At 54.6% G+C, this 15,713-nt stretch carries 18 protein-coding genes and 1 tRNA gene; 6 read left to right on the top strand and 13 right to left on the bottom strand.

Features of this window, described 5'->3' with window-relative positions:
- Window positions 1–10 precede the first annotated feature (10 nt).
- Complete coding sequence (ggt, locus tag ACR0LN_RS18065; RefSeq protein ID WP_480431611.1) at window positions 11–1,804, bottom strand: gamma-glutamyltransferase; 1,794 nt, start codon at window positions 1,802–1,804, stop codon at window positions 11–13.
- Window positions 1,805–1,842: 38 nt separating this feature from the next.
- Window positions 1,843–2,829 (bottom strand): 2-hydroxyacid dehydrogenase, encoded by a 987-nt coding sequence (locus ACR0LN_RS18060; RefSeq protein ID WP_480431610.1) that lies wholly within the window; start codon window positions 2,827–2,829, stop codon window positions 1,843–1,845.
- 171 nt (window positions 2,830–3,000) lie between these two features.
- On the opposite strand from ACR0LN_RS18060, the gene ACR0LN_RS18055 reads away from it, so the two are divergent.
- Both ACR0LN_RS18055 and ACR0LN_RS18050 read left to right on the top strand, forming a co-directional pair.
- On the top strand, window positions 3,001–3,489 hold the full coding sequence (locus ACR0LN_RS18055; RefSeq protein WP_480431658.1) for an SH3 domain-containing protein: 489 nt from the start codon (window positions 3,001–3,003) through the stop codon (window positions 3,487–3,489).
- 354 nt (window positions 3,490–3,843) lie between these two features.
- Window positions 3,844–3,918 (top strand) — tRNA-Gln (locus tag ACR0LN_RS18050).
- Between the two features lie 148 nt (window positions 3,919–4,066).
- Here the strand turns inward: ACR0LN_RS18050 and ACR0LN_RS18045 are convergent.
- The 4 genes from ACR0LN_RS18045 to ACR0LN_RS18030 are packed head-to-tail and all read right to left on the bottom strand — an operon-like array spanning window position 4,067 to window position 6,717.
- Window positions 4,067–4,570 carry a phage terminase large subunit family protein gene (locus ACR0LN_RS18045; protein WP_480431608.1) on the bottom strand — a complete coding sequence of 168 codons (504 nt, stop codon included), beginning with the start codon at window positions 4,568–4,570 and terminating at the stop codon, window positions 4,067–4,069.
- The gene (locus ACR0LN_RS18040; RefSeq protein ID WP_480431606.1) at window positions 4,570–5,358 is read right to left on the bottom strand and encodes a hypothetical protein; all 789 of its coding nucleotides are present in this window, start codon (window positions 5,356–5,358) and stop codon (window positions 4,570–4,572) included. The genes ACR0LN_RS18045 and ACR0LN_RS18040 overlap by 1 nt, the downstream gene beginning before the upstream one ends.
- On the bottom strand, window positions 5,358–6,290 hold the full coding sequence (locus ACR0LN_RS18035) for a terminase large subunit domain-containing protein (protein ID WP_480431604.1): 933 nt from the start codon (window positions 6,288–6,290) through the stop codon (window positions 5,358–5,360). Before ACR0LN_RS18035 ends, ACR0LN_RS18040 begins: the two co-directional genes overlap by 1 nt.
- Before the next feature lies 1 nt (window position 6,291).
- Complete coding sequence (locus ACR0LN_RS18030) at window positions 6,292–6,717, bottom strand: hypothetical protein (RefSeq protein WP_480431602.1); 426 nt, start codon at window positions 6,715–6,717, stop codon at window positions 6,292–6,294.
- Window positions 6,718–6,942: 225 nt separating this feature from the next.
- Here ACR0LN_RS18030 and ACR0LN_RS18025 point away from each other — a divergent pair, with 225 nt between their 5' ends.
- On the top strand, window positions 6,943–7,983 hold the full coding sequence (locus tag ACR0LN_RS18025) for an IS110 family RNA-guided transposase (RefSeq protein WP_480431601.1): 1,041 nt from the start codon (window positions 6,943–6,945) through the stop codon (window positions 7,981–7,983).
- A gap of 413 nt (window positions 7,984–8,396) precedes the next feature.
- Here ACR0LN_RS18025 and ACR0LN_RS18020 read toward each other — a convergent pair whose 3' ends face one another.
- Window positions 8,397–8,615 (bottom strand): GDCCVxC domain-containing (seleno)protein, encoded by a 219-nt coding sequence (locus ACR0LN_RS18020; RefSeq protein ID WP_254446079.1) that lies wholly within the window; start codon window positions 8,613–8,615, stop codon window positions 8,397–8,399.
- 4 nt (window positions 8,616–8,619) lie between these two features.
- Complete coding sequence (locus tag ACR0LN_RS18015) at window positions 8,620–8,943, bottom strand: hypothetical protein (RefSeq protein ID WP_170452349.1); 324 nt, start codon at window positions 8,941–8,943, stop codon at window positions 8,620–8,622.
- A gap of 98 nt (window positions 8,944–9,041) precedes the next feature.
- On the opposite strand from ACR0LN_RS18015, the gene ACR0LN_RS18010 reads away from it, so the two are divergent.
- From ACR0LN_RS18010 to ACR0LN_RS18000, 3 genes are all read left to right on the top strand, one after another.
- Window positions 9,042–9,431, top strand: coding sequence for a MerR family transcriptional regulator (locus tag ACR0LN_RS18010; RefSeq protein ID WP_170637988.1), 390 nt, complete (start codon window positions 9,042–9,044; stop codon window positions 9,429–9,431).
- A gap of 503 nt (window positions 9,432–9,934) precedes the next feature.
- Complete coding sequence (locus ACR0LN_RS18005) at window positions 9,935–10,141, top strand: cold-shock protein (protein WP_170430361.1); 207 nt, start codon at window positions 9,935–9,937, stop codon at window positions 10,139–10,141.
- Between the two features lie 18 nt (window positions 10,142–10,159).
- Window positions 10,160–11,227 (top strand): fatty acid desaturase, encoded by a 1,068-nt coding sequence (locus ACR0LN_RS18000; RefSeq protein ID WP_480431600.1) that lies wholly within the window; start codon window positions 10,160–10,162, stop codon window positions 11,225–11,227.
- Here ACR0LN_RS18000 and ACR0LN_RS17995 read toward each other — a convergent pair.
- The 5 genes from ACR0LN_RS17995 to ACR0LN_RS17975 form a co-directional block, all read right to left on the bottom strand.
- Window positions 11,219–11,467, bottom strand: coding sequence for a ParB N-terminal domain-containing protein (locus ACR0LN_RS17995; RefSeq protein WP_170452343.1), 249 nt, complete (start codon window positions 11,465–11,467; stop codon window positions 11,219–11,221). The two genes, ACR0LN_RS18000 and ACR0LN_RS17995, sit on opposite strands and share 9 nt — an antisense overlap.
- A 74-nt stretch (window positions 11,468–11,541) precedes the next feature.
- Window positions 11,542–12,231, bottom strand: coding sequence for a hypothetical protein (locus tag ACR0LN_RS17990; protein ID WP_170743318.1), 690 nt, complete (start codon window positions 12,229–12,231; stop codon window positions 11,542–11,544).
- Window positions 12,231–12,368, bottom strand: coding sequence for a hypothetical protein (locus tag ACR0LN_RS17985; protein ID WP_170743319.1), 138 nt, complete (start codon window positions 12,366–12,368; stop codon window positions 12,231–12,233). The genes ACR0LN_RS17990 and ACR0LN_RS17985 overlap by 1 nt, the downstream gene beginning before the upstream one ends.
- Before the next feature lie 1,502 nt (window positions 12,369–13,870).
- A complete protein-coding gene (locus ACR0LN_RS17980) occupies window positions 13,871–14,503 on the bottom strand; it encodes a tyrosine-type recombinase/integrase (RefSeq protein WP_170743320.1) in 633 nt (210 codons plus the stop codon).
- Between the two features lie 557 nt (window positions 14,504–15,060).
- Window positions 15,061–15,633, bottom strand: a complete 573-nt coding sequence (locus tag ACR0LN_RS17975; protein WP_170743321.1) for a hypothetical protein — start codon at window positions 15,631–15,633, stop codon at window positions 15,061–15,063.
- Window positions 15,634–15,713: the final 80 nt, after the last annotated feature.

The raw sequence follows: 15,713 nt of genomic DNA, 5'->3' as shown, positions 1-15,713 counted from the left end.
GGCTCCCCTTTTATTCCCCGAGCGCGATACCTTCGCGGCGCGGATCGGCACCGCCGATCAGCACATCGCCGATCTCAATCGCATGCAGGCCCGAGGTCAGGTCGCGCGGGTTCACCTCGAACCCCAGTTCAATCAACGGGTCCGTGAACCCTTCGGCCGCCGTGCCCTGCTCGACATCATATGTACCGAACCGATTGACCAGATGCGGCAGCGAAAGCGCCTGCTGCACGTCCATGTCCCAATCGGCCCAGGCAATGATCGACTTGGCGACGTAACCGATAATCCGGCTGCCGCCCGGCGAACCAATCGCCAGCACCGGCGCGCCATCCTGCATTACGATAGTCGGGCTCATGGATGAGCGCGGTCGCTTGCCGGGTTCTAACCTGTTGGCGATCGGCACCCCATTGCTGTGGGTTTTGAACGAGAAATCCGTCAGTTCATTATTTAACAGGAACCCGTTGGTCATCAGACGCGAGCCAAAGCCATTTTCAATCGTCGTGGTCATCGACAATACGTTGCCGTATTGGTCCACAATCGAGATATGCGAGGTAGAGGGCAGCTCGATCGAGATGTCATCTGCCCAGTTTGACGCGTGATCAAATTCCGGGTTACCCGGTGTGATCTCGGTCAGGGCACCCTCTCCGCCCAGCAGCTGACCACGTTCAGACAGGTAATCGGGATCGACCAGACCCTGTGTGGGCATCGGAACAAAATCATGATCAGCCATGTACCGGCCGCGGTCCGCAAACGCCAAGCGCGAGGCGTCACCGATCAATCGCCAGGCATTTGCATCCTCTGGCCCCATCGCCGACAGATCAAAGCCATCCAGCATCCCCAGTATTTGCCCAACCGTCAACGCCCCCGAGGACGGAGGCCCCATGCCGCAAACCTCGTAACTGCGGTAGGTGGCACAGACCGGCTCGCGCTCGATCACCTGATACAGCGCCAAATCAACACCGGACAAAACACCGGGATTGCCCGGCGCATTGCGCACGGTGCTTACGATCCCGGCGGCGATCTCACCCCCATAGAACCCGGCCGAGCCTTCACTGGCAAGAACCCGCAGCGTTTCGGCGTAGTCCGGGTTCATCAGACGCTGGCCCTGCTGCAAAGGCGTACCGCCCGGCAGGAAGTATTCAGCCGTCACCGGAAAGCGCGACAGCCGTTCCGCATCTGCTTCGACCAGTGATGCCAGACGCGGCGAGACAAGGAACCCTTCATCAGCCAGCGTTATCCCGTCCTGAAACAGGCTGGGCCAAGGGCTGCGCCCCCAGCGCCGGTGCGCCTCTTCCAGCAGTGCGGGCGTACCGGGTGTGCCAACCGAAAGACCCCCGACAACCGCATCAAAAAATTTCAACGGCTCACCGTTTTCGTCGTGGAACAGGCGGTGGTTCGCCTCAAGCGGAGCGGTTTCGCGCCCGTCCAGCGTTGTCAGCTTGCCGGTTGCAGCGTCATACCAGACCAGAAAAGCGCCGCCGCCCAGGCCCGAGGATTGCGGCTCGACCAGACCCAGCACCACCTGCACGGCCACCATCGCATCCGCGGCCGACCCACCAGCCCGCAGCACTTTGGCCCCGGCCTCAACGGCCAGCGGATTCGCCGCCGCGACCATCCAATTCTCAGATGTGACCGGCTGACCAGCCAACTTCGCCTCAAGCGAGGCGATCACCTCGTCGGTCAGCCCCTGCACCTGCCCATCCGAGGCTCCCTCGGGCGCCACCGCATCCGCGGTTTCCTGCGCGAAAGACGCGCCGCCAAAGGTCAACGCCGTCACAAACAATCCCGAAATCAGATTTCGTCTCATCGTGTCCTCCTGAAAATTGTTCTTGCGGCGCGGATGCGTCACAACATGGATGGTACAACCTGATCAGGCGGGCGATGCCCGTCCTCAAAAGTTTTGATGTTGATAATGACTTTTTCACCCATCTCGATCCGGCCTTCCAAGGTGGCCGAACCCATGTGGGGCAGCAGAACAACGTTCGGCAATTTCCTTAGACGCGGGTTCACTTGGGTTCCGCGCTCATAGACGTCAAGCCCTGCACCCGCGATATCACCGGACCGGATCAGACGCGTCAGTGCGTTTTCATCTATCACTTCACCCCGAGAGGTGTTGATGACGACAGCGGATGGTTTCAGTAACTTTAGTCGCCGTGCGTTCATAAGATGAAAGGTCGAAGGGGTCGAAGGGCAATGGATTGAGATCACATCCATCCGCGCCACCATCTGGTCCAGGCTCTCCCAATAGGTGGCTTCTAATTCCTGCTCAATCTCAGGGCGCAATCGGCGGCGATTGTGGTAATGGACCTGCATCCCAAAGACATTTGCGCGCCTCGCCACAGCCTGGCCGATTCGACCCATTCCCAAAATGCCAAGACGCCGACCGCCGATGCGGCCACCCAGCAATGCAGTCGGGGCCCACCCAGACCAATCGCCCTGCTGCATCATATTTACGCCTTCAGGAAAGCGCCGCGTAACCGCAATAATTAACGCCATCGTCATATCGGCGGTATCGTCGGTCAGAACGCCGGGTGTGTTCGACACCAGAATGCCCCGCTGCCGCGCCGTGGCAACATCGATGTTATCGACCCCTGCCCCGTAGTTGGCGATCAGACGCAGATTTTCACCGGCCTGCCCCAGCAACCCACCGTCGATCGTATCGGTCACGGTTGGCACAAGCACATCCGCGCTTTGCACCGCCGCGACCAGTTCCTCTCGCGACATTGGGGTATCATCGCCGCGCAGTTGCACGTCGAACAACTCGCACAGCCTGGTTTCTACTGCCTCGGGCAACCGTCGCGTTACGACAACACTCAGACGTTCTCTTGGCACGTTCGTCCTCCCATCGCTTTGCAAAGCTTCGCACGCCATGGCATCGTGGCGCAGGATAAGGCGGGGCACAAGAACCCCAATCGCATTGAGACGACCTTTTTTCTGAACCAGATCAACGGGCATAAGAGCAGACAGTCAGTGAGTGGTTTTCTAACGGTTAAATACCGCCTTCTGGTGGTTTCGTCCGTATTTCTTATCGTGCTGGGCACTCTGGCCGCGAGCGCACAGGAAAAGCGTGGCCCAGTCACCAACCTGCCGCTACCGCGGTATGTCTCGATGAAGGCCGCCGAGGGCAACGTGCGCCGCGGTCCATCGCTCACGCATCGAATCGACTGGGTATTCAAACGGCGTGGCATGCCGCTGCAGATCACCGCCGAATACGGCAACTGGCGTAAAGTTCAGGACCGCGACGGTGCCGGGGGATGGGTACATTACGCGCTGCTGTCGGGCGTACGCACCGTGTTGATCGAATCCGAATTGCTGCCAGTTCACTCCGGCCCCGATTCCAACTCCCAAATCGCAGCACAATTCGAATCCGGTGTCGTAGCACGATTGGGCAGTTGCAGTGTGGATTGGTGTCACATCTCCGCCGGGGGCTATCGCGGCTGGGCACAAAAGTCGAACCTGTGGGGCGTCGATCCATCTGAAATCCGCGAGTAGCAACGCCACTGCGCCATCCGCGGCCCTGCGTCCCGTTTTTCGACCAGTTCAGCGGTCAGTCACAGTGCTATCGGGCGCTGCTTATTATTCAATATTAACAAGTTGCTGCCCTCAATCATTTCCGCTACCGACCGTTTCCAATGCGCGGCTTAGTGCCCGAATATACATTGAACCTGAACTCTGGCGCGTTCAGCCAGCGGGCTGCCCCCTTTCAAAAGCACCTCTGCCGACGCTTTTCAATCGACGCTTTTATCACCGTAGAAGGTCCACAAATAAAATTTGCGCCAAGCCTGTATTTTTCGCGGAAAAGCTCTTGAACCCTCCAACCAACAATCGTAGATAGCGCCTCACCGTTGGGGTGTAGCCAAGTGGTAAGGCAGCGGTTTTTGGTACCGTGTATCGTAGGTTCGAATCCTACCACCCCAGCCAAAGCGTCTACATAATATAATGATTATAAACGTAATTTTTTGTTTTACGTTTTTTGCCCCACTATTTGCCCCACAAAACGACGTTAAAAACGCAGTACACCCCTGCCGATGAACTGCGGCTAGTGTTTGAACCTTTTTCTTTTGTCTTGCTAGGAATATGCTGCCAACACCGCTAATCCTAGCGCCATGACCAGATCGTCGTGATGACCTTGACGGGCTTCCATCTTCCAAGATCCGGGAATCGCTACGAAAGCCGCCATTTCAGCAGCTAGGTCTGCGCGTCCCGGAGCGTTGGAGGCAACTCTTAGCTGCCCGCAAGCCAAAGCCCAGCCTATGCCGCCAATCATTGCCTGCTTGGAAATCATGATCCGACCATCATCGGATAACCGAGGTTTGGAGTTGGAACCGGTCGTTACCACTCCTGTTGCATTAAAGTCCGATAGCATCTCGCCCACGGCATCGCCAACGCCCGTGCCGTCAAAGGCAAGGCAATCAACACCGGACAGGGCTGGCATGAGAAGTTCTATCTGCTCACGGTAAGGTAGGTGTGGTAGCCGCAATGCGTGCGTCACCTTCATATTTTCACCAGCTTCGATTATGACCAGTGCAGAATGATCTGAACGCTTTGCAAGATCGAGACCGGCAACAATCATCAGACCAGGTGCGGGGCACGGTAATGAATTGGACCAGAGCTACTGACTGGCGCGTGATTAAAGGCCGCCCAAAATTGCAACATCAGCGCAATCGCCACGGTTTCGTCCGCCGAGAGGCCGGCTAGTGTATCCGCATCACCGATGCCCGGGCGTCGGATCAGGGCCTCGGTGGACGCTGCACCGCGACCGACGGCCTCCCACGTCAGCCCACCGTTGGGGATCGAGTACTCGTTCGCATCGAAGGCAAGGACGATCCTGTCCTGAACCCATGGGGCACCAAATGCCCCTAGAGGTGGGGAGGCGCGGTTTGGGTTCTTCCAGAGCATTCGATCAAACCATGACACAAGAAATCTGGCGCCGATAATTTGTCGGCCATGCATGTCATACGCAGTGCCATCAGATGTCGAACCATTGACAAGGACGTTTGCGAAAGTCGTCGGATCTTCCCAGCCAGAGCGGCTTGTTAGGAGATCAGATGCGGCAAGGTTCTGACCAACATCACTTAGAACCACAGCTGGTGCCGAGGGATTGCGGCTCTCGCGCCATGTTTCGAGATCAGCGTCGACGATCTCCCGGATTGTGCAGGCATCGCCATCTCGGATGACGCACCAATGTGGAACAAGGGTTGCGGGCTGCAGCGTCCAAGCAAAGCCGTCCTTGCTTTGCCCGTCGGCAGTCCAGACGCTAGACGAGCAGATCACTACCACCGGTTGGTTGGGTCCTCCCCCACCAGCTGTGAGAATCCTGCCGAAAGCAACGCGCTTCGATTTCCGATCAGACAGGGCCATTAGAAGACCCCCCACATATCCGTGTATGAACGCCGTCGGTTGCTCAGTTCGTGATGTTTCTTCCGTCGGCTGGCCGATTCCTGTTGGGCGGCGATATCGTTATCTTCTTTCGCAGCGGCTAGTTTGATCTCACCTAAATCTGGAGCGATGGCCACACCGTCTCCAAACATCGCGGCCAACGCGTTGGCGTCGAAAACAGAACGGTTCGCCACCACAAAGGCGCAGTCGAGTTCTTGTGAAGCTCGGGCGGGACCAAGGCGCGTGCGAAGATCGGAAAGCGTGTCCTCGTCAAACCGAGCAATGCGATCCGCCGGTACATTGATCACGTGCGCATCTTTGTCTGTCGCCAACTCGTGAAACAGTCCCTGTGGTCCATTTGGTGTGCTGACAGCGATCAGATCGCCGCCTGTTGAAGTCAACATCGGCAGTATTGCAGCAGAGACGTTCTCTTTTACAAAAGCGCATTCATCAATGATGACCAGGTCTGCTGTCGCTCCGCGCACTTTGTCCGGATCATCTCCCGGCAGGGCAATGATGCTGGAGCCGTTCAAGAGGCGGATCTCTTCTCTCGATTGGCCATAGTGCACTTCAGCCCTTTGAAGGCAGCCCACAACCTTCGTTCGCATAGCGCTTGATTGGCGGAAAGTTGGAGAGACCAGCACGATGCGAAACCCCGGATTCGTGCGAGCAGTATAGGCCGCTCGAGCCGCGGTAATGGTACTCTTGCCGGATTGGCGGCTAGCCACCACACAGATCCGATTTGCATCGGCCTCCATGATTTCAGCTTGCCAATCGTCCAGCTCAAGACCCAAAGCCTTGGCAGCCCAAAGCGACGGGCTGGTGTAACCCTCCATAGCCACCGCTTTAATTAGGTTACCGACGCGCCCAACTTCGTCGGATAATTTAGTGAGTTGCCGGTCTCGCTTTGCCATCTCAGGCGACCCTTGGCATCAGCCCTGCTTTCAATTCAGAAATCTGATCTTCCAGCTCCTTAATGCGGCGTTCCTGCTCGATCAGTTCAAACGCCTTTGCCTTCCGCTCAACAAGAGCGGTAAGTTGTCCAAGCTCATCGGTACTGATCTTTCCGTCCGCCGCCAGTCGCTCGTAATGATCGTAGGCCAGGCTGATGTCTGCAGGACCTTTTACTAGAAACTGCTCGAATGTGATCAGGCATCCCCTTCTAGGGGGATAGATCCGGTTCAGCAGTGTTTGGGCCGCCGAGATATCCCCACCTTTGGCGGCAGAGATAACAGCGTCGATTATGCCTTCTGCCTCCTCAACGCACCTTGCATCTAGCATTGCTCGCACTTGTCGACCAATTGGCGATTTCGCGGGACCTGGCTTTCCTTTTCCAGCCATGGTTACCCCCTATGTTAGGTTAGTATTGCTGACCTATATTAGCACGAACTTGGTCGCTCAGCATAGGGTCAGTTTCGGGGCAGTAGAAATCGGGGCTGCCACCGAAAGCGGACGTTCGTAGTTACCGCAGCGAATGACATGGTGTGTTTGCGGTGATCGCTCTCCTCGGGCGAACGAGGTCCAGTAAACTGGCCTCACAAATGAAAGCCGTAGAGGAGAACGACCATGTCATATTATGTGGGGCTCGACGTATCCGTCAAATCAGTCTCGATCTGTGTTGTTGATGGCGACGGTGCCGTCATAGCGCGTGGTGAGGTTTCGTCTGATCCCGATCAGATTGCGGCGTTCGTGTCAGAACACGCACCCGATGCAGCCCGTGTTGTCCATGAAAGTGGGATTCTGTCGATCTGGCTGACCCGCGAGTTGGAGAAACGTGGTCTGCCGGTCATCTGCATTGATGCGCGATTAGCCCACAAGGCCTTGTCGGGCCGGATTAACAAATCGGACCGTGGCGATGCCGAAGGACTGGCTCATTTGGCGCGAACCGGCTGGTTCAGCCAGGTGCATGTCCGCAGTGAGGCATCAGAACGCATTCGTGTTCTGATCGGCACACGTGAACGCCTGATCCAGATGCGCAAGGATTTGGAAGGACATGTTCGAGGTGTTTTGAAAGTCTTTGGGGTCTGCATGTCGGGCGTGCACCGCGCGAACATGCGACAGGGCTTTCGCGATCAACTTATCAAGGCGGGTGCCGTCGACCCAGCCATCGGTGTGATGGTGGACATGTTTAACCCAATCCATCTGGCACTTTGTTCTGCGGCCGACGCAATGGACGCTGAACTCAGGGCGATTGCGCGAGGAAGCGGTCTTGCTGCGCGCCTCATGACAGTTCCGGGCGTCGGGCCCATCGTCGCTCTGGCCTTCATCTCGACACTGGATGATGCCGCGCGGTTCAGGAAGTCAAAAGATGTCGGCGCATTCCTTGGCCTCACGCCGCGACGCTATCAATCCGGCGAAATGGATTGGTCGGGGCGGATCTCAAAATGCGGAGACCGTGATCTGCGGCGATTGCTATACTCGGCAGCCACAACTTTAATCACACAAGTCAAAAAGCCATCACCATTGCTGACTTGGGCTACGCGCCTGAACGAGCGAAAAGGCTTCAAAAAAGCCGCTGTCGCAGCCGCAAGGAAGATCGCAGTAGTCATGCATTGCATCTGGCGCAATGAAACCGTTTTTGATCCAAGCATGGAGGGTATGGCTTAACCGGAAACCACGAATACCTGCCCGAGAGACCATGGGCGGGTTCAGCGTCCTTCGGGACGGTGGCGGATCAAGCCCGTCTGAAGCGGTAGAGGTGGAACAATTCCAACCTCGCGAATGACATTCAGGCCGATCAGCTCCCGGACGCCATTATGAGGCGGCACGACCGACCTCGGAGAGAACCACGACCCCGAATGACCTGTAACCCAAGCCCTTGACTTCAACGCAAACAGAGAACCGCTCCGAGCCCAACCTGTACCCTGGATTTTATTGCTGCATGCGCTTGCAGCAGTAACGACACTGCAACTGCCGAATACCTTGTGCGGCCAAGCAGCGGAAAAAACTGTCATTCATGCAAATAGCAGCGATGCTCGCGGCGGCGGCTCACAGTTCGCTCAACAAAACCGTCCTTCACTTCATCCGCAACAGCTATCGCCTAGCTGAATTGGTGGACACGGGACCGTGGCATATGAACAGTAAACACAACAGTCGCCTTCCAACGGATTCAAAACTGTTTTGCACGACTTGCATTCATAGAACCACTGGCAAGCATCCGTTGGCATTTGCTCGGTTTCACTGTGGCCGCACTTCGGGCAAATCAGGGTGCTTTCTAGGACTACAGTTTGTTTTGTCATAGTCTCACATCTGCATGATCAGGTAATCGTTAATCCATGCCTCGTTAAACACAACGACCCAACCCACGCCGGTGATTGGAGTCGTTCCTGCAAGCCACCATTTCAACGTCGGCAAGGAACCGCGCCGATAAGATACCATCCATGATATCACGACGAACGCCGTTGACATCGTCAGCACATAGTAACTCGCTGCGGCAACCTTCCCAAAGATTGCCAACCAACTGCCACCCAGCCCCAGTAACATCATCGTCATGGGCAAAACGCAGCAAGTCGCGACGCCAAGCGCTGATAGCGATCCCAAATAGCTGAGGCTAAGGTACTTCTGCATTCTGTTTCCCTGATGGACTACGTCGCGCGGAGTTGTAGAGACAACAACCTCTCGTTTAACTTCTGTAGCCACTACAGGATCAAGACAGGAAATCTCACATGTTTGCGATTGGGGAGGCATCCCGGCAAAGCGGTGTCGGAATTGATACTATCCGCTACTACGAACGCGAAGGGATCGTGCCGAAACCAGAAAGGGCATCGAATAATCGACGCATGTACTCCGCGCACGATGTTGGACGGCTTCGTTTTCTAAGGAAGTGCCGAGACATGGGTTTTTCGCTTGCCGATGCAAAGGTGCTTCTCAACCTATCCGAAGGTGATAGCGAGGATTGCCAATCCGTTAAGGAACTGGCCGAGCTTCATATCTCCAATGTGCGTATGAAGATAATCGAACTTAAGCGATTGGAGGCCGCCCTGAATGAACTTACGGCCAACTGTAACATCGGGAACGTTTCTTGCCCGATGCTTGCGCAGATACGGACCTACTAATGGCACTTTGAGGCTCGCAGTCGCCCTATGCCAACGCAGCATGACCCAAGATTCGGGCCGCGCAGAATCTACCGTTCGTTAGAGAGGTCAACTCGTTGATTTAGCAATGTTTCAATCACTCAATGAACATTTGTGCCTTGCCGCGGTGTTCTTGAAGCACGCGGCGATTTCGGACAGTGAGCCCTACCTGCCGTGCCTGAGCAATCAATTTGCTGCATACGCATTCGGCAGGTTTTATCGGAAGCCGACCTCTGATTTCCGAACCACAGAGCAATGGTTCTGCTTATCTTTGTCCCAAATTGGGCTGGGCAGACTTAGATCTTCTGTTGCTTTCCGTTGTATCAAGGCTTGTATCGTGTGTACTCGAAGTCCATATACACAGGGCTTACGTTTTTCTTTTTCGACCTGCTGTCTCCCAAACTCGGCGTTCAGTCTTTCGATTCAGACCGACCACGCCGAGTCGCCGCAATAATGCGGGCGGCAAGTATTAGGAGACTTCCACCATGGCAAATGGCACAGTAAAATGGTTCAACTCGACCAAAGGTTTTGGCTTTATCGAACCTGAAGATGGCAAGCGCGATGTGTTCGTGCATATCTCAGCACTTGAGCGTTCCGGCATCAGCGAATTGAAGGACGGCCAGAAGGTCACTTTTGACGTCGAAGCTGGCCGTGACGGGCGCGACAGCGCCGCCAATCTGGCACTGGCCTGACCTTTTACGGGCACCCTTATGGGGTGCCCGTTTGCACAATGGGCTGCTAAAAGCCCTTGGAGAACAAGTCAGTTGCAACAGCAGGAATTGACCCGGGCGCTCGCGCAATACCGTGTTGCCGATGCGAAGCGCAGTGTTTTTGAACTGACAATCACTGTCATCCCCTTTTTCGCGCTATGGGGCGCAGCGTGGTTTGCGCTATCCCTTAGTATCTGGGTCACTGTTCTATTGGCCATCCTGAACGCCGCATTTCTGGTCCGTATCTTTATCATTATGCATGATTGTGGTCATGGATCCTTCTTTAGAAACCGTACCGTTTGCAATTGGACAGGCCGGGTTTTGGGTGTCCTTGCGCTGACACCCTATGACGTTTGGCGGCAAAGCCATGCGATTCACCATGCCTCAACCGGTAACCTTGATCGGCGTGGTATGGGTGACATCCCTACATTGACCACTGAAGAATACCTGAAGCGGAAGTGGTTCGGGCGTGCCGCTTATCGTCTGACCCGGAAGCCCATCTTCCTGTTCGGTGTTGCGCCGGTCTATACGTTCTTCCTTCAAAACCGCTTACCTCTTGGTTTCATGCGGTCGGGCTGGCTGTATTGGGCAAGTGCGATGGGAACAAACGTCGCGATTGCAGGGATATTGGCTCTGGTTTTTTGGGCCGGAGGCTTTGAGGTGTTGGTATATGTTTTCCTGCCAACCATGATTGTCGCATCATCGATTGGTATTTGGCTTTTCTATATTCAACACCAGTTTGAACACACGACTTGGGAGCGGGAAGAAGTGTGGAATCTTCAGAACGCCGCATTCTATGGAAGTTCTCACTACGCCCTGCCAGGCATCCTGCGGTGGTTCTCTGCCAATATCGGTGTGCACCATGTTCACCACCTGGCCAGCCGCATACCGTTTTATCGGCTAAACGAGGTATTGCGTGACCATTCCGAGTTGGAAAATTGCCAGCGTATTACTCTATATGAGAGCCTTCATTGCGCACGATTGCATCTTTGGGATGAAAAAAGTCAACGTCTGCTGACTTTTTCCGAGGCTTTGTCGAACGCCAATTCCAATAGGCATCTAGTGTAGCCTGGCGCGCACCAAAAAGGCTTCGACAGTATCACCGCCGAGGGCGCGAATGGCCTCTAGTCGGTGAAGGCCTTCAATCAGCACGAACCTCTTGTTGTCCGCGCGTATCTGGATCGGGGTCTTCTGGCCGTTCTTCAGAATATCTTCGGCCAGCGTCAGGACTTTTTGCTGATCAAGTGTTTTTGCACGCTTCACAGGTACATAGATCAGGTCGAGCGGGTATGGTTTCTTCTCCAGCATAAGCTACGTGTGCAACCTTTCGTGCATTTGTTCCGGTTCAGAGTTCTCTACAAAAGCGGGGGCTGGAACGTACGTCATAGAACCGAACGAACAGCGTCGCGCAGTTCCTGATGCATAATCCAAGTTGCTGGCTCATCGTCACTTTCGATGTGAGAAAATGCCAGGACCTGAGCGGCGCCATCATTCTGTACCGATCCGGCTTCGGGTAGGTCCAGTTCCAGATATTCTGCGATCAATAGTCCGATTTTCTTGAAAACCTTGATGGAGGCCTCGCGTGATTTGTAACCGGCTGCCTGAGACAAGTGACCAATGGTCAGACCTTCCCTACCTGCGATAGTAAGTGCTTTGAGCATTGTGACCTGCGCAGGGGTGAGCCTGATCTGGCGCAATGCCTCTGCATATTCTCTTGCACTGGGAACGAGCGTGCCGGAGTTTCCTTCCAAACGTCGTTGACCGCTACGTTTCCTGTCTCGTTCTTCGAGAATTCCTTTTAAGGCTTCAATGGCCAACTCTGGTGTTTCACCAACTGCATCGGCAATCATTGCCTGCGTTTTAGCTGGTGGCTTGGGGAATGCGCGCGCAACGCTGTTACCGCTCAGAATGCCGGCCTTAATCAAGTACTTGCCAAACTGTTCCTCAATCACACCGGCTACGTCAGCGTTCCGCGACTTACGAACACTGCGTTCCTGAAATGCTCTTTGTTCTAGGTCGCGAATTGCCGATTTTGGGTGTCGGAGGCTAACCTGAGGGGTGCTTTTACGCATCAGAGAAACACCACCACAATTATGGCCGCAACAATCACCGCCAATGCGACAAACATCTTTATGCTGTAGGACCAGCGTTGCGCCTTTTCGGCTTTGAGTATTTTACCCAGGTTTTCGTCAATCGAGTTATGGTTCACGGATTCGTCCTTCCGGATATGTCAGGCGGTATTGGTTCCCACCAACCTATTGTCGCGGCACATTTTCGGTGCACTTATCGTTCTGTCGTGTAAACGGCCGATTACATTCCCAACCATCACCTCTTCGATTCAAGTGAGCGTTTGAAGGGACAAGGATCGCAACGCACCTGTCCCGGTTTGCGCGAAAACCACGTTCGCATTTCCATCCGGAATACGTTTCAGGTGCAAGATATGCATGCTGTGGAACAGCCACAGGCTCACAACCGCTCTCCGCTGCCCTGTAACCTCTGAGGCACACCCAACCATCCGCGCTGTTTTTGTCAGTCAGGCGGCCGTTGCTCGGGACATTAATCGCAACACAATCCTGATCCTCCTTACGAAATCCCCAGTTGCAGTGTATTTCCTGCACGCCAAACCGGGTTTCGACGTACCCATTTTGAGGTGCCATCACTTCTTCACAGAGTTCCCCGACACGCTGGAACAGCCGATTGCACTCCCACTGATCTCCGGTTGATGCAAGATAGGCATTTTCAGGAACTCTTATTTCCTCACAGAGTTCTCCGACATTCTGGAAACCGTGATTGCATTCCCAGCCGCTACCATAGGAGCTACCCGTCAAATATGCGTTTTCTGGTACGTCTGTTCTTTGGCAGGATCCGTTCTTGTTTTCGAAACCTTCGTCACAAACAGACCCATCGGCATTGCCCGCGACCTGGGCGGGAAGCTGCGTTCCGGAGAGCAACACCAAGAGTGTCGGGATCAAACAAAGAATGCAGCGCGTAAACACGATGAATGACTGATTGAAAAGGAGCCTGAGACCTGATCTATCGGGCATCAAACACGCAATTTATAAGCCATGTGCAGTTCATACGGCGCCTTCTTTCATGGTTCACGCGATGACTGGGGCTTGTCAGGTGACAGTTGCGAATGCTTGCGAGGAACGAGCTCATAGCGAAGACCCCAGCGAAACCCGTTCCTATGCTGGGGCACATGCTACAGTTATTCTGAAGGCCATTGGATCATCGAAGCCGGCAGCATCGCGGCGACGAGTAACTTTCACCAATGCACTTTTGTGGTCCTTAGCCAGAATAGAGTCAAGGAAGTTTCCCTTGTCGCAATGCAAGTACCGCCAGGGCAGGTAGTTTTTGAAACTGCCGGTGACCAAGATCCTTGGTGAACTACCGAAAGAAATTGTCTGGCCTGAGTGCGGCGAAAGAGGAGTATGTGATCAAGGCTTCCCCGTGACTATGAATGACTGGCCTGATAACATTGGCTGCAACGCAGCGATTTTCGCGCCGCTTCTGCACAAGTACTCGCGGCGTGATCAAATGGCCGCTCGGTCCCGCACCCTGTAAATTGCGCCTGAGCCGAGAAAACTGTGCTGCGAGCGTACGCAACAAGATTTTGACACTTCCGCTCAGGGCACGCTACGTCCCACTCCTGCGTAAAAGAACTAGAACCACTATGGATTGGCGACCGACAGCGCCGCTCGCCAAACTGTCTCAGATGTCTATGCGCTCTGCAATGCTTAGCGCGTCTTCCAATTCAACGCCCAGGTATCGCACGGTGCTATCGACCTTTGTGTGCCCAAGCAGAAGTTGGACCGCGCGGAGATTTCCTGTCTTGCGGTAGATCTCAGCTACTTTGGTTCGGCGAAGCGAATGCGTGCCATATCCGCTCGGTTCCAATCCGATTGCGGTCACCCAGTCTCGAACCAGCCTGCCATACTGGCGCGCCGAGATGTGTGGTCGATCATGGAATCGGCTTGGAAACATGAACCGGCTAGCAAACATTTCCGGTGATTTTACCCATACCAATACAGTTTCTCGCGTGTTTTCCGTCAGTTCGAATTGAACAGATCGCTTGGTTTTGCTCTGGATCACCGAAACACGCTCACGGACGCGATCGTCTTTGACAAGATCGGTCACAGCGAGTTTGACCAGATCGCAGCCGCGTAGCTTGCTATCAATCGCGACGTTGAACATTGTGAGATCACGCAGATTTCCAGAAAGTTCGAGCCGGGCACGGATCGCCCAGACCTGTTTTGGGAGTAGCGGTCGTTTCTGACCGATGATCCGCCCCTTGTTCCAAGCTCTGGGTTTTGGGGTGACTGCAGGTAGTTGGACTCTTGGCATATTTTGCACTCCGATCCACCCTCCGCACCCAAGCAACAGCACCGCGCTGACCACCGAATAGTACAAGCGGCGTGAATGCCTGCTGTCCGATTATGAATACTGGCATGGTTTAAGTGTGTGCATTAGGCGGCTTGAGCCCATATCACTACGCATAAGAACGGTTCGAGTCCAAACCGCGCGTACGCTTCGTCTTCAGCACCGATTACCGATCGGGTTCCACGTTAAAAGGCCCGGGTCAGCACCAATAAGATAAAATGAGATATGATCAGAAAAGCTGGTAAGACCGGCGTCAGGTTATCAGCGACGCCGAGCTAACCCAGGGCTTACTGATACGCCATTTCGCCACGCGCTCAACCCCTTGCAGCGTCGACAAATCCGCTCTCCGAACCCTTCGCTCCAGAATGGCGTTCTGCAACGAAGACACGGGCGTTCTTGCGGCACGTCATTGTGGGCGCGAGCCATGATCGTATCTGCGTCGTTGTCGAAGTCTTCCATCAGTTCTTAGCCTCGATTTCTGTTTTGGTTTATACAGCGACTGGAAAAGAAAGTTCCGAGCCCTAAGCCTTGAGATTAAAGGAGCTGCCTGGTTCAGACTGTCCGATGGGACGGCCTGTAATCCGAGGGGTTTTAATAGGACGAACTGGCATTCCTTCGTTCTCAGCAGCTTGGACAGCGAAAGCATACCGAGAACCGCTTGCGCATCCTCGTGGTATGGCTCGTTGATCTGATGATCCGTCGTCTGCCTCAGAAATGAGCGACTCCGAGTAGAGGTGCCGAAGTTGAGTCTCAGACACACCATCCGCTTCCATAATCAATTGCACCATGGGATCGGCCAAAAGTTGGTCGAGCAAGAACTGCGACAACTGCTTTGAAGACAATTTATCCTTTGCGCGGGCTCTCTCCAAATCAGTAAGAGAAACGGTCAAGGTTCGCGCCAGACCGGGGTGAGATTTCCGTGGAAGCAGAAAGATTAGCACTGATGCTTTCCAGGCTTCTGGATCCAAATAATCTGGTGGTGCGGAAAGCTCAGTTTCTATGTCGTATTCGCCCGCCGGGAGTAATTCGTCAAAGCCAGGGAAAGTAAACGGCCTGGAAAAGACTGCGATTGTCTTGCTGATTAGTTGGTTCATTTGGGTAGTTCTCCTTTGCTGATACCGCTCGCTCGGAGATGTAAACAAGAACAAGCCACCCGCTCCCGGCAGGGTATTAT

Source organism: Ruegeria sp. AA6 (assembly GCF_056542865.1).
Note: the sequence above shows the minus strand (reverse complement) of the source record. Positions and strands in the feature narration are given on the sequence as shown.